This window comes from Acinetobacter sp. YH12117 (assembly GCF_013418865.1).
GTDB classification, from domain to species: Bacteria; Pseudomonadota; Gammaproteobacteria; order Pseudomonadales; family Moraxellaceae; genus Acinetobacter; species Acinetobacter indicus.
In genome coordinates this window covers 100,344-122,698 of sequence record NZ_VPBF01000001.1, presented here as the reverse complement: position 1 = coordinate 122,698, position 22,355 = coordinate 100,344, and the positions used below count along the sequence as shown (strand labels likewise).

The following is a 22,355-nucleotide window of genomic DNA, read 5'->3' as shown; positions in this document are numbered from 1 at the left end:
ACGAGAACAGTATGTTTTATACCATTTTAGGCTATGTCTGGCAGTATGTGACTAATCCGAAAGCGATTATTGCACTGTCTATTTTTGTGGCACTCATAGCATCTTATAACACCATTCCGCGCAATCTATTCTGGGCGCTGATGGCAGTGTATATTCTGGGTGTGGTCGGATACGGGATTTATGCCTCGATCCAGCGTTATCGTCATGAAAAGCAGGGCGAAGAGCTGGCCGAAGCCATCAGTAAAGACACCGAAGCTGAATACGGCAAGCAGAAAGATAAAGAAGAATTACAGCTGATTCAACAACAAATGAAAGAATCGATTCAGCTGATCCGCAAGTCTAAACTGGGCGATAAAAAGGGCAATGCGGCCTTATATGAATTGCCGTGGTATATGGTGATTGGTAACCCGGCCGCCGGAAAAAGTTCGGCGATTTATAACTCCGGTCTGAAATTTCCCTTTGAAGAAAGTCATCAGAAAATGGTGTCTGCCGGTTTAAGCGGTACCCGTAACTGTGACTGGTTCTTTTCCACCGAAGGGGTATTGCTGGATACAGCCGGGCGTTATTCGGTCTATTCCGAAGATCATTCTGAATGGCTCGGTTTTTTAGGTTTATTAAAGAAAAACCGTTCTCAGGCGCCAATTAATGGCCTGATTGTAATTGTCAGTATTGCCGAGCTGGTCAGCCAGAGTCCGGAAAAATCAATTAAATTGGCCAAGAATTTACGTGCCCGGATTCAGGATTTAACCGAGCGTCTGGAAATTTATCCTCCGGTGTATCTGGTGTTTTCTAAAATGGACCTGATTGCCGGCTTTACCGAATTCTTTGAATGTTATGAAGTGAATGAGTTTGATCAGGTCTGGGGTGCAACCTTGCCCTATGATGCGGAATCTTCTCAAAATGCGGTCGAGCTGTTTGAAAAGCATTACGGCATTTTATATGATGGTTTAAAAGGCGTAAGTACTACCCATTTAAGCCGCCGCCATTCACAGAATATTTCTCCAAGTGTCATGACTTTCCCGCTGGAGTTCAAGAGCTTAAAGCCAGCGCTGAAAACCTTTATTGGTACCTTGTTTGAAGATAATCCGTACCAGTTTAAACCGGTATTCCGTGGCTTCTATTTCACCAGTGCCTTACAGGAAGGCACCATTGAAAGCCCGATGACCGAGCAGATTGCACAGGACTTTTTACTGACCAAGATTCCCAACAGTGAACATGGTGTGCCGACCCGTTCGGTTTCACAAAACCATGGTTACTTCCTGAAAGGGCTGTTTTCCGATGTGATTCTGAAAGACAAGAATCTGGTCAAACAGCATATTAATCCACTGCGTAAACGCCAGCGTTATGTTGGCTTTATTGCCGCATTGTTTGGTGTGTCGATTATTCTGGGACTGTGGGTCTGGTCGTATCGCAATAACCAGCAGTTAATTGCCGAGGTGCAGCAAGACCTGAATAAAGTGGTGCAGATTGAGCAGCGCTCTGGCACCGAACTGGCCGGACAGCTTGAAGCCTTGCTGATTCTGCAAAACCGTATGTCACAGCTGGACAGTTTTGCTGAAGATCGTCCATTAAAATTTGGCTTTGGTTTATACCAGGGCAATGAGCTGCGTGAAAAGCTGAAGACTGAATATTTGCAAGGCGTGCAGCAGATTGTGCTGCAGCCGGCACAGCAAAACATGGCACAGTATCTGCAACGGGTAAAAGCCAATGAAGAAACCCTGAAGGCCAATCATGCCAATGTGGAAATCAAGCAGGTGGCCAATCAGCAGAAATATCTGGAGCCATCGGACAGTAATCCGCAAGATGCGTACAATGCACTGAAAGCCTACTTGATGATGAGCAATCCGGAATATCGTGAAGCTGGTCATTTAAGTGATCAGGTCACGCGTTTCTGGCGTCCGTGGTTAGATGCCAACCGGGGGAATTTGGCGCGCGGCCAAATGCTGAAAGATGCCGAGCAGATTTTATCTTATGCCATGACCCTGGCCAATGATGCCAAATTCCCGAATCTGGAAGCGGATACCTTGGTGGTTGATCAGTCACGTCAGGTGTTATTGTCTGTGGTGCGTGGTATGCCGGCACGTGATCGGGTCTATAACGAAATTAAAATGCGTGCAGCGGTACGTTTCCCGGCCTTAACCGTCAAACAGATGATCGGTGAGAATAATCAGGCGGTGGTGCTGGGCAGTTATGCCTTACCGGGTGTATTTACCCAGAAAGCCTGGGCAGAATATGTCGAAACCGCCATTGATGAAGTCTCCAACCGGCCAACAGATTCTAAAGACTGGGTGTTAAACAGTACCCAGTCCGATGACCTGACCTTTAGTGGCAGCCCCGATCAGATCCGTAAACAGCTGACCGATCTGTACAAGCAGGAATATATTGCAGAATGGCGTAAATTCCTGGCTGGTGTGCACTATGCCAAAGGCAAGGAATTTAAACAGTCTGCGCAGAATATTGAAAAACTGGGTGAACCGGAAAATTCACCAATCCGTCAGATGATTACCCGGATTGCACAGGAAACCTCGTGGGATAATCCGGTGGTTCAGGCAGAACTAGCCGCACCGCAAAAAGGTTTTATTGCCTGGTTTAAACGTAAAGTGTTGAACCGCGATGAAGCGAAAATGGCGGAACAGGCTGTAGCCAGAGCACAAGGACCAATTTCCAAAGAATTCCAGATGTTCTATCAGCTGGTACGTAAGCGTGATGACCAGCAGAACAAGTCTTTACTGGATGAGTATATGCAAGCGATTGCTCAGGTGCGCAGCAAGTTCAATGACCTGAAAAGTGCGGGCGATATTGGTCCATCGGCCATGACCTTGGTGAAACAGACCATCAATGATCAAAGTTCGGTGTTTAACAGTACCCAGAAACTGGTCGATGAGAAGATGACGGTGGGCTTAAATGAACGTGACCAGCAGCTGTTACAAAAACTGTTGATCAGTCCATTAACGCATTCATTTGAAAGCCTGTTAATTCCGGCACAGGATGAAATCAATAAACTGTGGACCATGCAGGCTTATCAGCCATTTAGCGCCAACTTAAGCAAAAAATATCCGTTTAATTCATCTGCGACCTTACAGGCGACCAGCAATGAAATTAGCCAGATTTTTGGTGAAAATGGCAGTATCGCCCGTTTTGTGAAAGAGCATTTAGATCCGCTGGTAATCCGTCGTGGCTATACCTTAACCTCAAAAACCTGGAAAGATTTAGGTATCAGCCTGAACCCGCAATTTGTGATGAATTTCCAGAGCTATGTCGCGCCTAGCAATGGCATGGCGACAGGTGAATTGTCTCAAACCGCGGCGCAAGCACCGGTGAATCAGTCCAACTTCCAGTTCTATCCATTACAGAATCCGCAATTACTGGCCTATACCATTGATATTGATGGGCAGCGTATGGTTTATGAAAATGGCATTCAGCAATGGGTGAATTTCGTCTGGCCAAATCCGGGTGCGATTCCGGGTGCGCGTATTACAGCGGTGGATTTAGAAGGTAAAACCCATACCGTCTTTGATGAACCGGGTGAGTACGGCATTAACCGTCTGATTGACACGGCTCAGCGTACCCAGCAAGGCGGCAGCTTTGAAATGGTCTGGAAAAGCAAGCAGGACCCGAATATTGCGGTGAAACTGAACTTCCGACTGATTAGCGGCAACTCGGGTAATATTGGCTCAAGCCGTGGCTATGCGGGTTTACAGCTGGTTGATCAGGTGGTTACCAATAAATCGGTACGTGTCGTGGCTGCGCAAACAGCACCGACACCTGCCACTGCACGCACCAATAGCACATCGCCTTTAAAAGGAATTGAAGGAGTACAGCCATGATCAGCCAGAACAGGCGAGTGGGAGAGCAGGGATGAATGAGCTGAAAACCCTGCCATTTTATTATGGTAAATGTCCGGCCCGAGGCGATTTTTTGAAAACCAAAGGCCAATCTTCACTGATTCAGGTACTGGATCAGTGGATTACTGAGGCGCTGGAAAAAGCGATGCAATCTCCAGAGTTTCAAAGGCGCTATACGCAGTTGCCATCACTGGATTTTTTCATTGCCAATCCGCAGGAATATAAATTTCTGGTGGCCAACTTAATTGCCAGCGAAGACAGTTCGGGACGACAGTTTCCGATGGTACTGAGCCATCTGCTAGATGTAGATGTCCCCCTGGAGCATTTGCTGTACGCACCGTATCGCTATAAACAGACCCTGATTGATCTGTTTCAGAAAAACCGGGTGCTCAAGTCGATTCGTGATCCTGAGATTTTGCTGGACAAGCTGGCCAAACTGAATAACCAGATTCAGGTGTTTGATGTGCATGAAAGTGCAGCATTTTATGAACATCATACGACACATTCTTTTGCCCAGTTGATGAAAATCAGCACCTATGAGCTGGCACAAAGCATGATTGGACTGGGATTATTGCTGCAACCGGTGATCCATCAAGGCACCAGTAAATTAAATAAAGTCCTGATTTTACCGATTAATAATCATGCCTATTGCTATGAAATTGCAGCATTTTGGGTCAGTCTGATTAGCCGTTTTGTCGCCAATCAGAACACAGAATTGCTGGTCGGTTTACTGCATTATGACAAACCCTTGCTGATTTTTGGCTTTCATGGCGCAGATATTCAGGCTTTAAGCGAAATTTTCACCCAAAACCTGGACAGTTCACATTGGGTCTCATTGGTCAATGCCAGCTGGATTGATCCGTATCTGGAGCAAAATGCAGGTTTGGCGGCGTTGGAACAGGCTTTATGTGAACGCCAGCTTAGCTTAAGCCAGGGAATCAAACTCTTTAGACAGACTTTTATAGATGGATAAAATGATTAAAAATCAATTAAATACATATAAAAAACAATGGCTGTCTGTACTCTTGTTCAGTGTTAGTAGCTGGGTATGTGCACAGCCGATTGTAGTTGAAGGCGTGGTCCCGAATGAAGCCAGCAAACAGGCCATCCTGACTAAAATGCACAGTGTGTATGGTGCGGACCAAGTCATTGATAAAATTCAGGTTAAATCGGTTGCTGCACCCAATGGCTGGAGCGAATCGGTCACACGAATGATCACGCCAGACCTAAAAAAAGTGAAGCAGGGTCAATTGTTGGTACGCGGTACGCAAATTGATTTAAATGGAAAAATGTCCAACCAAAATGATATCCAGCCAACCACAAATGCTTTTCAGGGCTTGGTACAGGCGCCATATCGTTTTAATGCACAGTTATCTGTAAATCAGGCCGAACAGAAAATTATTGATGATGCCTTGAAAAACCGGATTATTGAATTTGAATCTGGCAGTGCGGTTTTAGCCGCATCTGGGACAAAAATTCTTGATGAGATGGCGATTGCCTTAAATAAGGTTGGTGGCAAGCAGGTGAAAATTATTGGCCATACTGATAGCTCTGGTGATGCCAATAAAAACCTGATCTTAAGTAAAGAGCGTGCACAGGCGGTAAAAGATTATTTGATTGGCAAAAATATTCCTGCAGATAGTTTGAGTGTGGAAGGTTTAGGCGCCAACAAACCTGTGGCAGACAACTCAACAGCTGAGGGTCGTAAAAAGAACCGTCGTATTGAGTTTGAAGTGATTTAAGTGGTCATTAAAGGAATAAGAGCCATCTACAGGATGGCTTTTATTTAATATGCTATATTTCGTATAATGTATATTATGTTAAATAACATCTCTACGACAGCACCCTAACTTAGTTGCGTTGCCGCAACCCATTTCAATTGTTGGTGCTGTGCTTGACAGCTTATGTAACCAGTGACATCGCTGTCAAGCATCTGTTAATGAACATAATATAAGTTATGCAGAAATCAGATCGCTACTCGATTTGCGTCCAAGCAAGCTTACGCAAATCTGCGTGGCTATGACATCAAGATAGTTATTGATAAGACCTGATCTCAGACATGATTTTTTGAATAGAAGTTCTATCGTGGATTTGTAAATGATCTCTTATGTAGATGAGTTTACTTATATTTTTTTGAAGTATTTCTTGTTGTTCAGAATCGGCTAATTTCGCCTGTCTACTTAATTTAAATATCAAGCTACAAATACTTTCCCTGACTATCTCATAGTCAATAATTTGATTATATTCAATATCTTGTTGATTTATTAGAGTCTTATCTAAATGATCTAAATTAAACTGAATGAGTTGCATGACATGATCTCAAGTTGAGGATCGAAACACTGGCGCGTCTGTACTTATGGTAACGATAGCAAATATTCCCCGTCCTTGCCTGCTCCTTAAGCCACTATAATTGTTAAAACCCTATCAATCACAGATTGATGGGTTTTATACAATTACATGCGTTTAAGCAGCTCAAATTACTATTGACCGAAGGTTAGAATGCGAAGTTGACGAACTTGTTTGGAAAGCTCCCGAAGAACAGGATCATTTTCAATATTTAGCTTTCGCTGCTCATGGATTTTGTCATAAAGCTGTTTAATAATATCTTGATTATCAATAGCAAGCTGCATCTTTAATGCTGTATCACTGCCTTTCAATTTGCTAAATTCAGAGTAAATAAAGCGGTAAACAGCATTGATTTTTAAATCCGTAATACCAAGCCAGTCTATCTCGCCATCAGTTATAGGGTTATCAATATCCATTAATCTTTTAGTTAAATATTGATAATCCTCAATTAAACTCTTAAATTCTGTTTCAATTGAACCAAGATCAGAGCCTAAAATATTGTACTCATTATTATCATATACAGGTTCAAAGCGTTTTTCAGTCATATTCACTCCTAGTGATTAAAGATTCGGATACGTTGGCGGTTTATAATCTATATTTTCATTACTATTTACAGAGACATTTTCTTGTAAATACTGTTCTTTTTTCACTTTAGAGAAAGACATCCTATTATTTTTCGTTGATAAAGCTCGGCATTCATTAATCGTAATATCAACAATGTCACCATAAGAGTTTTTGGCGTAACAATCAGTAGATGAATCTATAATCATGGCGATTCTTGATAATTCTTGTTGCTCCAAATCTACAGCTTTAACCTCTTTTTCCGTAGTTGATTTTACTGGGGATGTGTCAATTGGTGCTTGCGCTTTAACAGGCTGCTTTGAATCTTCTATGACCGTATTTTGACTATTTAATATTTTATCATCCTTCCACTTTGAATAAACATAACTGGGTATCCCTATAAATACAGCTATAAGAATAGCTATATATTTCAAAGGTATTTTGGTCTTGTGAGTATGCTGAGTAGCTGATTTATAGAACTTAAATAAGTGCTTGGGGAATTTAAATGTTTCTTTATTAATTGCTTCATCACGAACACTTCTTGTATTTGGATTTAGCTTATGTTCAGGGAAATGGAAGATTGTAGCCTGTTTTAAGCCAAAGACACGTCTTAAATGTAAATGCTCACCAACAAAGTCTAATGTATGTTGATTTATAAGTTTTGGTGACTGGGTAATTAATACAATGTCATAACCATTATGCCGATGGTAATCGAGATCCCAAGCAATATTGGCTATGTCTTCTGCCCTATCCTTTGGGTATTTTTTTAACATATCTCTCTTGGCAAATGCTGGGTGCTTTTGTGCTTCATCATAAAGAACGACAGAGCCATGATCCAATTTACGCCAATCAAATGGATTCTCTAAATCATCTTCAAATTTACGAACACCAGAGATATTAATGCCGTCAATGTTAGTCCATACATTGCGACCATCATTTAGAAAGTCGAAGATGATAGCTAAAGCCTTTAATGTCTTACCCGAACCTGGAGTTGCCGTAATCAGTGTTAGCATAGTACAAGCTCATCAAACCAATTGAAGTGATATATTCCCATTGCTCAATCCTCCTCATGCTTCGTCGTCATTCGCAATGGGATTCATTACATTTCTCTAGTTAATACAAATCTCATAGAGCGCAAATAAGTCACAGTGACAAATGTACCTAATACAATAGATAAATATTTATCAAAGCCAGCAAGCCCAAGAATGCCAAGTACAGCAGGAGGTAAACCTGTAACAGCATCTCTCATAGAATCAATCAAGGAAGAAGTAATTTCGTTTAAGAAATACATTGAGAAGATGCCAATACCAAAGGCAGATAAGGCTTGAAAGACTAGACCGGATGCAAACCAAGTTAATACACGTACTAATAAACCCGCCATTTTATGACCTCACGAAGCCAACGAAGATATAACAGGCATGCAGCCATGCTGCGAGAATCACAAATGGACGTATATCATTTGCAAATGAACAGAAGTAGTCATAAGGAAGTGATATTTGAGTAGATGCCATACCTAAATTTAAATTAAATGTTTTAGGTGCTGGGCAATTACCTCTAAAGTTAAATTCAGGTGAAGTCGGCAGTTTGTTTTTATCAAATTCACGGACTTCATATTTTTCAGGTTCAGGAATGGCAGAGTCGTCTTTAAACCAGTCGAGAAATGAACATATAGGCGTAGCCCAATTACAGAATTCAGGGATAGCAGTATTTGTCGTTGATGTTGTCTGATTACCTGTAGCTGTATCTGTTGTCGTTGTTGTAGAAGTTACATCAGTCTGTGAAGGATAAACCGCCTGTTGATCTAAGGCAGTCGAAATATCAACATAAGGCTCAAATGTAGATGGTGTTTCACCGTTTGCAACATCAGGTGTTAAGGCTTCAGGGATTGCAGTAGCCTGAGTATTTACAGCAGGATTAGTCAGGATGTCATCTAATATTTCAGGAGTTAATGTTGTAGGTTTAACTTCTTCATCTTCATTCGTAATTGTGCCTGTGTTCGTAATAACAACAGATTGTTGATATGACGGCAAATTAGGTGCGGTTTTGTCAAATACAACACGGACTTTCTCTTTATCATTTTCAATTGTATTGATCGCAAAGTCGTATGTAGGGTTTTGCTGTTGAAGCACACCAAGCATACAACTTGCATACGATGCTGGTGAATTATGTTGTATTCCACCGCATGTCCATACATATTTTTGACTGGCACCGATTACATATAGTCCTGTAAGCGTATCTAAATACCAACCTTTTGTATGTAAGAATCCAGCTACAGCAGCAACGCCTAATCCAGCAGTTCCAGCCATTAAACGACGATACATCGTTCGACCAATTAAGCCATTTTTAGGTTTGAAGTCTTTGATGGTTGAAGTAAGCGTTTTAGGTTGACCATTGACGGTAATATTTTTTGAGCCACTAATATTCGTTTTTTTTGATCCATCTTGTGTAACCGTATAGTTCCAAGAACCAGCAGTCGTAGCTGGCGAAGATGCATAGCTTTGATTTAACGTAATAAAAAAAGAAAGCATAAGCACATAACGATAAAATAAATCCACACGTCCACCCTATTACCTCATTCTAAATTTAGTCATGACTAAAAGCTTAGAACCCCATTACTGGATGTAATGGGGTTTTGTGAATTAACGAATTAACGCAATTACACGTTTAATGACCCAAACACCAGCAACAACACCAATGATGGCAATACCTACAGTTTGAAGTGTTCCTGAGCCACCACTAATTGCAGTAGTTGCTCCTGTTGCTAGATCACCCTCCGCAAATGCAGAACCAGCAGCAACCATCAGTCCAGTACCTAAAGCAACTGGTAGTGCCTTGTTTTTTTGTTGAACTTGAGTTTTCATATAAACCTCATTATTTGAGCAAGCTAATAACTTGCTTAACGATGAATACAACGGCAAGGCAACCCACGATTGCGATTAGTAATTCATTGGCTTGCTGTACCGTTAAATCAGGCAAGAATGATTTAATATCCTGCCACTCCAAGCATGTTTGCAGACCTGATTCATTTGGCTGTGATAAAGTCTTGCAAACGTGCATTTCTTAAATTCCTACATCCGTTCAGCTTGATGGTCTACTTTCCAAATCAATGTTTTTAAATCATTAATTTCATCATTTGTCGTAGTATCAATGCTTTGCTGTTCTTCTAAATAAAGATTAAGAATTTGCCTAATCTTTAAATAATCCTCTTTACGCAACTGCCCTACTTTTCTGTCATAAGTTGTTGTTCTGTAAATGGGATTTTTTCTATACATGATCAAATAACATCTTGTTCTGATACTTGAATATCTTTTAGAACTGGTTTTGGCGGTGTGCGAGTAAAATCGAACTCAAATTCGAGATCAAATTTACAAGGCAATTCAACATCTTTAAAACGATAGTAATTACCTGAACCTTTTAATTTAAATATCTGTTCCGACGATCCTTTAGCTTCCATATTCGCTTCGGGGAAAGGAATCGAAGCATAAATATTTAGGTTGTCATAAGGCTGTGGAATGCCTTTGTTTTTGCCATTTTCAGGGGTAAATTCACCGTGTGACATTTTTAAACCTGTGACGATAACAGTCTGTATTTGTGACATTTTTTAGCTCCTAAGCTATTTTGTAGTTAAATTGCGAGTTTGGCTCTACATACCATTCTGGCAATTGCTGGTTGAAATCAATCTCAATGAGCTTGATAAAAGGAATAATGTTGTTAGCTTTATCTGTATGTAGATTCTGTAAATAAGCTTTTGAGAAACCACATAAGCAAAGTTCAGCAATCAATCGATGAAATGAAGCTTTGGAATAATTTGTTTTCAATTCCTCAATGCCCTTTTCTCTGATCAGGCAGTACATTGCGAATAGATTTCTGACTTTGGTTGGTGAAGGCTTACCCGATTTAGTCATGACTACTTCTGACCGTTCGATAGCTTCAAGTACACTTAAATCGTCAGTTAATTTCATAGTTTGACCTCTAAGAGCTTCAAATATGCTGTGCGTGGCTTTTGTCCAAAGTGTTTGAAGTAAGTTAGGATTTTGTTTTTGGAAACGAATTAATTCGAATAGGTTAGTAGGAACATTATTTCGCTCTAACCAGCGTTTTTTTAAACGTGACTCAAAGCGTAAAAGCCCGATTGTCCAATCAATAAGTTTCTGATTAGACATGACCTCAACAACACGCATCGCTGATTTATCCATTTTTTTCGCAAGTTGTTGTTGTTCAGCAAATTGCGCCATGAACTCATCATGTTTTAAATAACATTTATGGTTGAGCAACCGAGAAGTTTCACCGCCCCAGTAGCGTGAAGTGTCATAAGCCTTTTTACTTACTCGTGTCTGACCATTACTAACATTCCCTAAATATTCGAGAACTTTTTTTGCTGTAGTTTGGTCTTTAAGACGAGTTGAGTAAGTCACATCAATATGTGACACCCATGCTTTTTGGAAATCGAGCATTCTTGCTAATAATGGATATGCTTCATACAAGAAGCCGATCATTTCCATAGCACCTTGCTCGATATTGTCTGATCCGAATACGTTATGCCCTTGTAATAGCTTTGCTGGACTCGCTTTGATCTGAACATAAGGCTCATAGTAAGAATCGAAAAAAACTTTAACGGCCATACCTGTGTAATGCGTTGGGACTGATTCGTACGGATGAAATAAGGCTGATGCTGAGATAGTCCCATCATCATTTTTGTGAACAGATCGTGACGCTAAAGGAATTTCAATACTGTGTAGATCAACATCAATGAAGAAATAACGTCCTTCAGCATCTACAGAATAGAAGCTGCTCTCAAAGGGCGCATTTATACAAAGATGATCCAACATAAAACGTAATATCGTTTATTTAAAACATTAATTCGTTTTATAAAACAATTTAACGTTTAAATCAATAAAATAATCCACTATTTCGTTTCAAATGCGAATAAAGTATATATATATGCATCTTTAGAACGGAATACTGGATTAAATGAGCGTTTCAGCAAACATTAGAAGGCTTTGTAAAGAGCTAAACATAAGTCAGAAAGACTTAGCTAAGTTAGCGAACTTGCCTGCCAGTACAATTAGCAGCGCATTAAAAGAAGGCAGTGATCCGAGAGCATCAACTATCAAAAATATAGTAATAGCCCTTGGAGTAAGTTCTGATATGGTTTTATTTGACGATGAAGAATTGGGTCTGAATGGCGACCTTAAAATCCTATTTCGTGAAGTTGAGCGTTTTGAAGGTAAAGAACGAGAGCAATTAAAAGATATGCTTCGCATGATGATTGTTCATAACAAAAGCAAAGAATTGATGAAGTAATTTTTGATAAAAGTCTTAAATTTGAGACTAGAGTCCACCATTAGAAGACGTGGACTCTTTTTTTACATTATTTAATTCTTTTGACTTTCCCACCCTTGCTATCATTAAATCTAAATGTGCCTAAATAAGTTGTTGTTGAAGATTCAGCTTGAGGTGCATCTTCCATATCTGGAATTTGACTTTTGAAATCTGAATCGCCCTCTTTCTCTGTTGATTTTTTTTCATATTTTAAAGATTTTTTAACAACTGATTTTAGTTTATTAAGCATGTCTACTATTGTCCTATTCTAGAGAAAATAAATAAAAGTATAGAAATGATAAAACTGATACCTGATAGTAATATAAAATTATAAGCTTTTTTTACAGATTGATATTTTATAACACCTATTTTTCTATAATCATCAACTAACCCCATGAAAATTTTAGAGGAATGAACATAAAAAGACGGTAAAGAAGATTTTTCAAAGGATACAATAAACTCTTTTTTTGAAGGTAGCCTATCAGTACCCATAATTTTAAGCCCCATAAACGTGTGATACCACGCAATACTAAATAGAACTATGGTTATTATAATTAATAAAATATTTAAATAGTAAAAACAATTACTTATACCACTATCGTTAAACAAATAAAACCTAATAAAAATAAAATAAGTTGAAGATAAAATAGCAAGAAAAGTTAAAAACTTTGTAGATTTATCCTCTAGTCTAGAATATCTAGATTTTTCATCTTCATATAAAAATTTGTAGTACTCATACAAAACTTTAAACTTATCTATTTTCTCCTTCAACTCTTCAGGAGATTCCTTTTCATCTTCGGCTAGTATATTTTTTAAAAAATTTTTCATTAATAAAAGTCATTCTGAAGTCGCATAACTTCATTTTATGTTAAATAACATCTCTACGACAGCACCCTAACTTAGTTGCGTTGCCGCAACCCATTTCAATTGTTGGTGCTGTGCTTGACAGCTTATGTAACCAGTGACATCGCTGTCAAGCATCTGTTAATGAACATAATATAAGTTATGCAGAAATCAGATCGCTACTCGATTTGCGTCCAAGCAAGCTTACGCAAATCTGCGTGGCTATGACATCAAGATAGTTATTGATAAGACCTGATCTCAGACATGATTTTTTGAATAGAAGTTCTATCGTGGATTTGTAAATGATCTCTTATGTAGATGAGTTTACTTATATTTTTTTGAAGTATTTCTTGTTGTTCAGAATCGGCTAATTTCGCCTGTCTACTTAATTTAAATATCAAGCTACAAATACTTTCCCTGACTATCTCATAGTCAATAATTTGATTATATTCAATATCTTGTTGATTTATTAGAGTCTTATCTAAATGATCTAAATTAAACTGAATGAGTTGCATGACATGATCTCAAGTTGAGGATCGAAACACTGGCGCGTCTGTACTTATGGTAACGATAGCAAATATTCCCCGTCCTTGCCTGCTCCTTAAGCCACTATAATTGTTAAAACCCTATCAATCACAGATTGATGGGTTTTATACAATTACATGCGTTTAAGCAGCTCAAATTACTATTGACCGAAGGTTAGAATGCGAAGTTGACGAACTTGTTTGGAAAGCTCCCGAAGAACAGGATCATTTTCAATATTTAGCTTTCGCTGCTCATGGATTTTGTCATAAAGCTGTTTAATAATATCTTGATTATCAATAGCAAGCTGCATCTTTAATGCTGTATCACTGCCTTTCAATTTGCTAAATTCAGAGTAAATAAAGCGGTAAACAGCATTGATTTTTAAATCCGTAATACCAAGCCAGTCTATCTCGCCATCAGTTATAGGGTTATCAATATCCATTAATCTTTTAGTTAAATATTGATAATCCTCAATTAAACTCTTAAATTCTGTTTCAATTGAACCAAGATCAGAGCCTAAAATATTGTACTCATTATTATCATATACAGGTTCAAAGCGTTTTTCAGTCATATTCACTCCTAGTGATTAAAGATTCGGATACGTTGGCGGTTTATAATCTATATTTTCATTACTATTTACAGAGACATTTTCTTGTAAATACTGTTCTTTTTTCACTTTAGAGAAAGACATCCTATTATTTTTCGTTGATAAAGCTCGGCATTCATTAATCGTAATATCAACAATGTCACCATAAGAGTTTTTGGCGTAACAATCAGTAGATGAATCTATAATCATGGCGATTCTTGATAATTCTTGTTGCTCCAAATCTACAGCTTTAACCTCTTTTTCCGTAGTTGATTTTACTGGGGATGTGTCAATTGGTGCTTGCGCTTTAACAGGCTGCTTTGAATCTTCTATGACCGTATTTTGACTATTTAATATTTTATCATCCTTCCACTTTGAATAAACATAACTGGGTATCCCTATAAATACAGCTATAAGAATAGCTATATATTTCAAAGGTATTTTGGTCTTGTGAGTATGCTGAGTAGCTGATTTATAGAACTTAAATAAGTGCTTGGGGAATTTAAATGTTTCTTTATTAATTGCTTCATCACGAACACTTCTTGTATTTGGATTTAGCTTATGTTCAGGGAAATGGAAGATTGTAGCCTGTTTTAAGCCAAAGACACGTCTTAAATGTAAATGCTCACCAACAAAGTCTAATGTATGTTGATTTATAAGTTTTGGTGACTGGGTAATTAATACAATGTCATAACCATTATGCCGATGGTAATCGAGATCCCAAGCAATATTGGCTATGTCTTCTGCCCTATCCTTTGGGTATTTTTTTAACATATCTCTCTTGGCAAATGCTGGGTGCTTTTGTGCTTCATCATAAAGAACGACAGAGCCATGATCCAATTTACGCCAATCAAATGGATTCTCTAAATCATCTTCAAATTTACGAACACCAGAGATATTAATGCCGTCAATGTTAGTCCATACATTGCGACCATCATTTAGAAAGTCGAAGATGATAGCTAAAGCCTTTAATGTCTTACCCGAACCTGGAGTTGCCGTAATCAGTGTTAGCATAGTACAAGCTCATCAAACCAATTGAAGTGATATATTCCCATTGCTCAATCCTCCTCATGCTTCGTCGTCATTCGCAATGGGATTCATTACATTTCTCTAGTTAATACAAATCTCATAGAGCGCAAATAAGTCACAGTGACAAATGTACCTAATACAATAGATAAATATTTATCAAAGCCAGCAAGCCCAAGAATGCCAAGTACAGCAGGAGGTAAACCTGTAACAGCATCTCTCATAGAATCAATCAAGGAAGAAGTAATTTCGTTTAAGAAATACATTGAGAAGATGCCAATACCAAAGGCAGATAAGGCTTGAAAGACTAGACCGGATGCAAACCAAGTTAATACACGTACTAATAAACCCGCCATTTTATGACCTCACGAAGCCAACGAAGATATAACAGGCATGCAGCCATGCTGCGAGAATCACAAATGGACGTATATCATTTGCAAATGAACAGAAGTAGTCATAAGGAAGTGATATTTGAGTAGATGCCATACCTAAATTTAAATTAAATGTTTTAGGTGCTGGGCAATTACCTCTAAAGTTAAATTCAGGTGAAGTCGGCAGTTTGTTTTTATCAAATTCACGGACTTCATATTTTTCAGGTTCAGGAATGGCAGAGTCGTCTTTAAACCAGTCGAGAAATGAACATATAGGCGTAGCCCAATTACAGAATTCAGGGATAGCAGTATTTGTCGTTGATGTTGTCTGATTACCTGTAGCTGTATCTGTTGTCGTTGTTGTAGAAGTTACATCAGTCTGTGAAGGATAAACCGCCTGTTGATCTAAGGCAGTCGAAATATCAACATAAGGCTCAAATGTAGATGGTGTTTCACCGTTTGCAACATCAGGTGTTAAGGCTTCAGGGATTGCAGTAGCCTGAGTATTTACAGCAGGATTAGTCAGGATGTCATCTAATATTTCAGGAGTTAATGTTGTAGGTTTAACTTCTTCATCTTCATTCGTAATTGTGCCTGTGTTCGTAATAACAACAGATTGTTGATATGACGGCAAATTAGGTGCGGTTTTGTCAAATACAACACGGACTTTCTCTTTATCATTTTCAATTGTATTGATCGCAAAGTCGTATGTAGGGTTTTGCTGTTGAAGCACACCAAGCATACAACTTGCATACGATGCTGGTGAATTATGTTGTATTCCACCGCATGTCCATACATATTTTTGACTGGCACCGATTACATATAGTCCTGTAAGCGTATCTAAATACCAACCTTTTGTATGTAAGAATCCAGCTACAGCAGCAACGCCTAATCCAGCAGTTCCAGCCATTAAACGACGATACATCGTTCGACCAATTAAGCCATTTTTAGGTTTGAAGTCTTTGATGGTTGAAGTAAGCGTTTTAGGTTGACCATTGACGGTAATATTTTTTGAGCCACTAATATTCGTTTTTTTTGATCCATCTTGTGTAACCGTATAGTTCCAAGAACCAGCAGTCGTAGCTGGCGAAGATGCATAGCTTTGATTTAACGTAATAAAAAAAGAAAGCATAAGCACATAACGATAAAATAAATCCACACGTCCACCCTATTACCTCATTCTAAATTTAGTCATGACTAAAAGCTTAGAACCCCATTACTGGATGTAATGGGGTTTTGTGAATTAACGAATTAACGCAATTACACGTTTAATGACCCAAACACCAGCAACAACACCAATGATGGCAATACCTACAGTTTGAAGTGTTCCTGAGCCACCACTAATTGCAGTAGTTGCTCCTGTTGCTAGATCACCCTCCGCAAATGCAGAACCAGCAGCAACCATCAGTCCAGTACCTAAAGCAACTGGTAGTGCCTTGTTTTTTTGTTGAACTTGAGTTTTCATATAAACCTCATTATTTGAGCAAGCTAATAACTTGCTTAACGATGAATACAACGGCAAGGCAACCCACGATTGCGATTAGTAATTCATTGGCTTGCTGTACCGTTAAATCAGGCAAGAATGATTTAATATCCTGCCACTCCAAGCATGTTTGCAGACCTGATTCATTTGGCTGTGATAAAGTCTTGCAAACGTGCATTTCTTAAATTCCTACATCCGTTCAGCTTGATGGTCTACTTTCCAAATCAATGTTTTTAAATCATTAATTTCATCATTTGTCGTAGTATCAATGCTTTGCTGTTCTTCTAAATAAAGATTAAGAATTTGCCTAATCTTTAAATAATCCTCTTTACGCAACTGCCCTACTTTTCTGTCATAAGTTGTTGTTCTGTAAATGGGATTTTTTCTATACATGATCAAATAACATCTTGTTCTGATACTTGAATATCTTTTAGAACTGGTTTTGGCGGTGTGCGAGTAAAATCGAACTCAAATTCGAGATCAAATTTACAAGGCAATTCAACATCTTTAAAACGATAGTAATTACCTGAACCTTTTAATTTAAATATCTGTTCCGACGATCCTTTAGCTTCCATATTCGCTTCGGGGAAAGGAATCGAAGCATAAATATTTAGGTTGTCATAAGGCTGTGGAATGCCTTTGTTTTTGCCATTTTCAGGGGTAAATTCACCGTGTGACATTTTTAAACCTGTGACGATAACAGTCTGTATTTGTGACATTTTTTAGCTCCTAAGCTATTTTGTAGTTAAATTGCGAGTTTGGCTCTACATACCATTCTGGCAATTGCTGGTTGAAATCAATCTCAATGAGCTTGATAAAAGGAATAATGTTGTTAGCTTTATCTGTATGTAGATTCTGTAAATAAGCTTTTGAGAAACCACATAAGCAAAGTTCAGCAATCAATCGATGAAATGAAGCTTTGGAATAATTTGTTTTCAATTCCTCAATGCCCTTTTCTCTGATCAGGCAGTACATTGCGAATAGATTTCTGACTTTGGTTGGTGAAGGCTTACCCGATTTAGTCATGACTACTTCTGACCGTTCGATAGCTTCAAGTACACTTAAATCGTCAGTTAATTTCATAGTTTGACCTCTAAGAGCTTCAAATATGCTGTGCGTGGCTTTTGTCCAAAGTGTTTGAAGTAAGTTAGGATTTTGTTTTTGGAAACGAATTAATTCGAATAGGTTAGTAGGAACATTATTTCGCTCTAACCAGCGTTTTTTTAAACGTGACTCAAAGCGTAAAAGCCCGATTGTCCAATCAATAAGTTTCTGATTAGACATGACCTCAACAACACGCATCGCTGATTTATCCATTTTTTTCGCAAGTTGTTGTTGTTCAGCAAATTGCGCCATGAACTCATCATGTTTTAAATAACATTTATGGTTGAGCAACCGAGAAGTTTCACCGCCCCAGTAGCGTGAAGTGTCATAAGCCTTTTTACTTACTCGTGTCTGACCATTACTAACATTCCCTAAATATTCGAGAACTTTTTTTGCTGTAGTTTGGTCTTTAAGACGAGTTGAGTAAGTCACATCAATATGTGACACCCATGCTTTTTGGAAATCGAGCATTCTTGCTAATAATGGATATGCTTCATACAAGAAGCCGATCATTTCCATAGCACCTTGCTCGATATTGTCTGATCCGAATACGTTATGCCCTTGTAATAGCTTTGCTGGACTCGCTTTGATCTGAACATAAGGCTCATAGTAAGAATCGAAAAAAACTTTAACGGCCATACCTGTGTAATGCGTTGGGACTGATTCGTACGGATGAAATAAGGCTGATGCTGAGATAGTCCCATCATCATTTTTGTGAACAGATCGTGACGCTAAAGGAATTTCAATACTGTGTAGATCAACATCAATGAAGAAATAACGTCCTTCAGCATCTACAGAATAGAAGCTGCTCTCAAAGGGCGCATTTATACAAAGATGATCCAACATAAAACGTAATATCGTTTATTTAAAACATTAATTCGTTTTATAAAACAATTTAACGTTTAAATCAATAAAATAATCCACTATTTCGTTTCAAATGCGAATAAAGTATATATATATGCATCTTTAGAACGGAATACTGGATTAAATGAGCGTTTCAGCAAACATTAGAAGGCTTTGTAAAGAGCTAAACATAAGTCAGAAAGACTTAGCTAAGTTAGCGAACTTGCCTGCCAGTACAATTAGCAGCGCATTAAAAGAAGGCAGTGATCCGAGAGCATCAACTATCAAAAATATAGTAATAGCCCTTGGAGTAAGTTCTGATATGGTTTTATTTGACGATGAAGAATTGGGTCTGAATGGCGACCTTAAAATCCTATTTCGTGAAGTTGAGCGTTTTGAAGGTAAAGAACGAGAGCAATTAAAAGATATGCTTCGCATGATGATTGTTCATAACAAAAGCAAAGAATTGATGAAGTAATTTTTGATAAAAGTCTTAAATTTGAGACTAGAGTCCACCATTAGAAGACGTGGACTCTTTTTTTACATTATTTAATTCTTTTGACTTTCCCACCCTTGCTATCATTAAATCTAAATGTGCCTAAATAAGTTGTTGTTGAAGATTCAGCTTGAGGTGCATCTTCCATATCTGGAATTTGACTTTTGAAATCTGAATCGCCCTCTTTCTCTGTTGATTTTTTTTCATATTTTAAAGATTTTTTAACAACTGATTTTAGTTTATTAAGCATGTCTACTATTGTCCTATTCTAGAGAAAATAAATAAAAGTATAGAAATGATAAAACTGATACCTGATAGTAATATAAAATTATAAGCTTTTTTTACAGATTGATATTTTATAACACCTATTTTTCTATAATCATCAACTAACCCCATGAAAATTTTAGAGGAATGAACATAAAAAGACGGTAAAGAAGATTTTTCAAAGGATACAATAAACTCTTTTTTTGAAGGTAGCCTATCAGTACCCATAATTTTAAGCCCCATAAACGTGTGATACCACGCAATACTAAATAGAACTATGGTTATTATAATTAATAAAATATTTAAATAGTAAAAACAATTACTTATACCACTATCGTTAAACAAATAAAACCTAATAAAAATAAAATAAGTTGAAGATAAAATAGCAAGAAAAGTTAAAAACTTTGTAGATTTATCCTCTAGTCTAGAATATCTAGATTTTTCATCTTCATATAAAAATTTGTAGTACTCATACAAAACTTTAAACTTATCTATTTTCTCCTTCAACTCTTCAGGAGATTCCTTTTCATCTTCGGCTAGTATATTTTTTAAAAAATTTTTCATTAATAAAAGTCATTCTGAAGTCGCATAACTTCATTTTATGTTAAATAGCATGTCGGGGATTGTGCCCTATACAAACTGTATGTTGGCACAACTTCACTGGAGAGATCCACCGATAGTTTAATCTCTCCAGTGAAGCATCCTAAGGAACATAATATACGTTATGCGGAAATCCGGGAGCTAAACTTATCCTGGCATGAATATATTCTTTTATCCTGGTGTGGATACAAACTTATCCTGGCATAAATATATATAAAAGCACCCTGTTGTTTTAATTTTGGTCAATCGTAACCCGCATATTATAGAACGCTACACCGGATTAAAGCCTATCAATTGTATGATCAAGTTTAGGGTCTGTTGACATTTCATAATGGTAGCCAAATAAAGATACAAGCTAAGGCAACAGAATTTTCATAGCTTTGCTTTAGCTTGTCATAGCGTGTGGCAATTCCTCTAAATTGCTTTAATCTAGCAAAAGTATTCTCAATTAAATGCCTGATTTTATAAAAATACCAATCCACATGATCATTATTTGAAAGTGTATTGGATTTCTTGGGAATATTAGCTTGAGTTCCCGTTTTTTCTATCTGTTCTCTCAAGGATTCAGAGTCATAACCCTTATCGGCACAGAGAATTTCTGTCTCGTGCAGGTCTATATTGTTAACTAATTTCGGTGCCACTTTTACATCATGGGTCGTACCATCCTCTATCAAAAACTGAACAGGGTTCCCATGAGAATCAACTGCCAAATGAATTTTAGAACTATTTCCACCGATACTTTTTGAGATAGCCTGATCCTTGATTCCTGTAGCATGCTGATGAGCCCTCACATGGCTAGCATCAATAAATACCCACTCTAGATCAGCATCAGATGAAATTAACTTAAATATTTTTAATAACTTATTATCTTTCGACCACCGGGAAAATTTCTTGAATATGGAGTTTGGCTTTCCGAAGGCAGCAGGTAAATCCCGCCACGGGCAGCCTGTACGGATTCTATAAAGAATAGCTTCAATAAAATTTCGAAGATTTTGTTTGAGATAAATACGAAAATTACGGAAAATGTTTTCTAACTTAGACCAGTGTTGATCAGTCAACATTGTACGAGGCATAGCGAGGAGTAGATTTGGTTTGGCGATTAAATTCTACTTTTTCGCTATTTTTTTTTGCACAGTAAATGTCAACAGACCCTAATATTTATTGTTCTATTTTTTAATTGAGGTAACCGACTTCTTCTAAGTAAATTAAGTAATCCAAATTGAACAGGAAGCTCCTTCTAAAGATAATTATTTAGATCATGAATCTGCTGAGAAGCATACGCTCTATAATCAAACCACTATTATGAGCGTATTCGTTATCTTCCAATTGCCTTCAGCTTAACCCAAACCCTTAACCAGAAAGAAACAGCCCACAATCACCAATAACACGGCGAAACATTTTTTCAGGATTTGTGGCGATAATGCATGTGCTGTTTTCGCCCCAAGTTTGGCAGTAAAGAAACTCATAATGCTAATACCAAGAAAAGCATAAATATGAACAAAGCCAATAGTATTGGGCACATTGACCTGCGCATGCATCCCAAAAATCATAAAGCCTAAAGCGCCAGCAACTGCAATGGGTAAACCACAGGCCGCAGATGTGCCTACCGCTTGTTGCATGACCACGCCATAACGGTTGAGATACGGTACGGTCAAGCTGCCACCGCCAATCCCAAAGATGGCTGAAGCAAAACCAATTCCTGAGCCTGCAGCGATTTGTTGACCGGTTGAGGGTAAGGTTTTCCCCTGCTCTACCGGCTTTTTGCTACCTATGAACATGGTATACGCTACCCAGATCAGAAAGATTCCTACCACAATCTGCAAATGTAAGCCTGAAATTAAACCGGCAATCCCTGCACCGAAAAAGCATCCAATGGCCATAGGCGGAGCTAGATGTCTAAAGACTGGCCACAGCACTGCCTCGTTCTTATGGTGCGCCATCAATGAACTGATAGAGGTGATCACAATAGTTGCTAGCGATGTACCTAAAGCCAAATGCATAATCACATCCGGGCTATAACCCATCTGCATAAACACGATATATAACAGTGGTACAATGATTGTTCCTCCACCGACCCCAAACAGCCCAGCGGCAAAACCTGCGCATGCCCCGATAATTAAAAAAATGATAATTTCCACGA

29 protein-coding genes are annotated in these 22,355 nt (G+C 38.2%); 5 read left to right on the top strand and 24 right to left on the bottom strand.

The genetic code is table 11. The annotated features are described in order from the left end of the window. The first annotated feature begins 11 nt into the window (after positions 1 to 11). From tssM to FTU55_RS00585, 3 genes are read left to right on the top strand one after another with little or no spacing between them, the layout of a single operon-like run. A complete protein-coding gene (gene tssM / locus FTU55_RS00595; protein WP_180045839.1) occupies positions 12 to 3,827 on the top strand; it encodes a type VI secretion system membrane subunit TssM in 3,816 nt (1,271 codons plus the stop codon). A 31-nt stretch (positions 3,828 to 3,858) separates the two neighbouring features. Beyond that, positions 3,859 to 4,818 (top strand): type VI secretion system-associated protein TagF, encoded by a 960-nt coding sequence (gene tagF / locus FTU55_RS00590; RefSeq protein ID WP_168381391.1) that lies wholly within the window; start codon positions 3,859 to 3,861, stop codon positions 4,816 to 4,818. 1 nt (position 4,819) lies between these two features. After that, complete coding sequence (locus FTU55_RS00585; RefSeq protein WP_180045837.1) at positions 4,820 to 5,587, top strand: OmpA family protein; 768 nt, start codon at positions 4,820 to 4,822, stop codon at positions 5,585 to 5,587. Positions 5,588 to 5,879: 292 nt separating this feature from the next. Here FTU55_RS00585 and FTU55_RS00580 read toward each other — a convergent pair whose 3' ends face one another. The 9 genes from FTU55_RS00580 to FTU55_RS00540 form a co-directional block, all read right to left on the bottom strand. After that, positions 5,880 to 6,155, bottom strand: coding sequence for a hypothetical protein (locus FTU55_RS00580; protein ID WP_180045835.1), 276 nt, complete (start codon positions 6,153 to 6,155; stop codon positions 5,880 to 5,882). 170 nt (positions 6,156 to 6,325) lie between these two features. Beyond that, on the bottom strand, positions 6,326 to 6,736 hold the full coding sequence (locus tag FTU55_RS00575) for a hypothetical protein (protein ID WP_180045833.1): 411 nt from the start codon (positions 6,734 to 6,736) through the stop codon (positions 6,326 to 6,328). Positions 6,737 to 6,751: 15 nt separating this feature from the next. Then, entirely contained in the window at positions 6,752 to 7,765 is a 1,014-nt protein-coding gene (locus FTU55_RS00570; RefSeq protein ID WP_180045831.1) for a zonular occludens toxin domain-containing protein, read from the bottom strand. Positions 7,766 to 7,851: 86 nt separating this feature from the next. Beyond that, on the bottom strand, positions 7,852 to 8,133 hold the full coding sequence (locus FTU55_RS00565) for a DUF2523 family protein (protein WP_081403454.1): 282 nt from the start codon (positions 8,131 to 8,133) through the stop codon (positions 7,852 to 7,854). 1 nt (position 8,134) lies between these two features. After that, entirely contained in the window at positions 8,135 to 9,307 is a 1,173-nt protein-coding gene (locus tag FTU55_RS15285) for a virulence factor TspB C-terminal domain-related protein (protein ID WP_180045829.1), read from the bottom strand. A gap of 84 nt (positions 9,308 to 9,391) precedes the next feature. Further along, positions 9,392 to 9,613, bottom strand: a complete 222-nt coding sequence (locus FTU55_RS00555; RefSeq protein WP_180045827.1) for a major capsid protein — start codon at positions 9,611 to 9,613, stop codon at positions 9,392 to 9,394. Positions 9,614 to 9,820: 207 nt separating this feature from the next. Further along, positions 9,821 to 10,024, bottom strand: coding sequence for a hypothetical protein (locus FTU55_RS00550; protein ID WP_180045824.1), 204 nt, complete (start codon positions 10,022 to 10,024; stop codon positions 9,821 to 9,823). A 2-nt stretch (positions 10,025 to 10,026) separates the two neighbouring features. Beyond that, on the bottom strand, positions 10,027 to 10,350 hold the full coding sequence (locus FTU55_RS00545; RefSeq protein ID WP_180045822.1) for a hypothetical protein: 324 nt from the start codon (positions 10,348 to 10,350) through the stop codon (positions 10,027 to 10,029). A 10-nt stretch (positions 10,351 to 10,360) separates the two neighbouring features. Further along, positions 10,361 to 11,581 carry a phage/plasmid replication protein, II/X family gene (locus FTU55_RS00540; RefSeq protein ID WP_180045820.1) on the bottom strand — a complete coding sequence of 407 codons (1,221 nt, stop codon included), beginning with the start codon at positions 11,579 to 11,581 and terminating at the stop codon, positions 10,361 to 10,363. 142 nt (positions 11,582 to 11,723) lie between these two features. On the opposite strand from FTU55_RS00540, the gene FTU55_RS00535 reads away from it, so the two are divergent. After that, a complete protein-coding gene (locus tag FTU55_RS00535) occupies positions 11,724 to 12,056 on the top strand; it encodes a helix-turn-helix domain-containing protein (protein ID WP_180045818.1) in 333 nt (110 codons plus the stop codon). A gap of 67 nt (positions 12,057 to 12,123) precedes the next feature. Here FTU55_RS00535 and FTU55_RS00530 read toward each other — a convergent pair whose 3' ends face one another. From FTU55_RS00530 to FTU55_RS00480, 11 genes are all read right to left on the bottom strand, one after another. Further along, positions 12,124 to 12,324 carry a hypothetical protein gene (locus FTU55_RS00530; RefSeq protein WP_180045816.1) on the bottom strand — a complete coding sequence of 67 codons (201 nt, stop codon included), beginning with the start codon at positions 12,322 to 12,324 and terminating at the stop codon, positions 12,124 to 12,126. A gap of 5 nt (positions 12,325 to 12,329) precedes the next feature. Next, a complete protein-coding gene (locus FTU55_RS00525; RefSeq protein WP_180045814.1) occupies positions 12,330 to 12,902 on the bottom strand; it encodes a hypothetical protein in 573 nt (190 codons plus the stop codon). Positions 12,903 to 13,156: 254 nt separating this feature from the next. Further along, a complete protein-coding gene (locus FTU55_RS00520) occupies positions 13,157 to 13,432 on the bottom strand; it encodes a hypothetical protein (protein WP_180045835.1) in 276 nt (91 codons plus the stop codon). A 170-nt stretch (positions 13,433 to 13,602) separates the two neighbouring features. Next, positions 13,603 to 14,013, bottom strand: a complete 411-nt coding sequence (locus FTU55_RS00515) for a hypothetical protein (RefSeq protein ID WP_180045833.1) — start codon at positions 14,011 to 14,013, stop codon at positions 13,603 to 13,605. Positions 14,014 to 14,028: 15 nt separating this feature from the next. Continuing rightward, a complete protein-coding gene (locus FTU55_RS00510; protein WP_180045831.1) occupies positions 14,029 to 15,042 on the bottom strand; it encodes a zonular occludens toxin domain-containing protein in 1,014 nt (337 codons plus the stop codon). 86 nt (positions 15,043 to 15,128) lie between these two features. After that, complete coding sequence (locus tag FTU55_RS00505) at positions 15,129 to 15,410, bottom strand: DUF2523 family protein (RefSeq protein WP_081403454.1); 282 nt, start codon at positions 15,408 to 15,410, stop codon at positions 15,129 to 15,131. Between the two features lies 1 nt (position 15,411). After that, positions 15,412 to 16,584: a virulence factor TspB C-terminal domain-related protein gene (locus FTU55_RS15280; RefSeq protein WP_180045829.1), complete on the bottom strand. Its 1,173-nt coding sequence runs from the start codon at positions 16,582 to 16,584 to the stop codon at positions 15,412 to 15,414. A gap of 84 nt (positions 16,585 to 16,668) precedes the next feature. After that, positions 16,669 to 16,890 (bottom strand): major capsid protein, encoded by a 222-nt coding sequence (locus FTU55_RS00495; RefSeq protein ID WP_180045827.1) that lies wholly within the window; start codon positions 16,888 to 16,890, stop codon positions 16,669 to 16,671. Between the two features lie 207 nt (positions 16,891 to 17,097). Then, a complete protein-coding gene (locus FTU55_RS00490) occupies positions 17,098 to 17,301 on the bottom strand; it encodes a hypothetical protein (protein WP_180045824.1) in 204 nt (67 codons plus the stop codon). 2 nt (positions 17,302 to 17,303) lie between these two features. After that, positions 17,304 to 17,627: a hypothetical protein gene (locus tag FTU55_RS00485; protein ID WP_180045822.1), complete on the bottom strand. Its 324-nt coding sequence runs from the start codon at positions 17,625 to 17,627 to the stop codon at positions 17,304 to 17,306. Positions 17,628 to 17,637: 10 nt separating this feature from the next. Continuing rightward, complete coding sequence (locus FTU55_RS00480; protein WP_180045820.1) at positions 17,638 to 18,858, bottom strand: phage/plasmid replication protein, II/X family; 1,221 nt, start codon at positions 18,856 to 18,858, stop codon at positions 17,638 to 17,640. Between the two features lie 142 nt (positions 18,859 to 19,000). Here FTU55_RS00480 and FTU55_RS00475 point away from each other — a divergent pair, with 142 nt between their 5' ends. Then, a complete protein-coding gene (locus FTU55_RS00475; protein WP_180045818.1) occupies positions 19,001 to 19,333 on the top strand; it encodes a helix-turn-helix domain-containing protein in 333 nt (110 codons plus the stop codon). Positions 19,334 to 19,400: 67 nt separating this feature from the next. On the opposite strand, the gene FTU55_RS00470 is transcribed toward FTU55_RS00475, so the two are convergent. The 4 genes from FTU55_RS00470 to FTU55_RS00455 form a co-directional block, all read right to left on the bottom strand. Next, on the bottom strand, positions 19,401 to 19,601 hold the full coding sequence (locus FTU55_RS00470; RefSeq protein ID WP_180045816.1) for a hypothetical protein: 201 nt from the start codon (positions 19,599 to 19,601) through the stop codon (positions 19,401 to 19,403). A gap of 5 nt (positions 19,602 to 19,606) precedes the next feature. Beyond that, entirely contained in the window at positions 19,607 to 20,179 is a 573-nt protein-coding gene (locus FTU55_RS00465) for a hypothetical protein (RefSeq protein ID WP_180045814.1), read from the bottom strand. Positions 20,180 to 20,541: 362 nt separating this feature from the next. Next, on the bottom strand, positions 20,542 to 21,288 hold the full coding sequence (locus FTU55_RS00460) for an IS5 family transposase (RefSeq protein WP_180045812.1): 747 nt from the start codon (positions 21,286 to 21,288) through the stop codon (positions 20,542 to 20,544). Positions 21,289 to 21,552: 264 nt separating this feature from the next. After that, positions 21,553 to 22,353, bottom strand: coding sequence for a sulfite exporter TauE/SafE family protein (locus FTU55_RS00455; protein ID WP_180045810.1), 801 nt, complete (start codon positions 22,351 to 22,353; stop codon positions 21,553 to 21,555). Positions 22,354 to 22,355 lie beyond the last annotated feature (2 nt).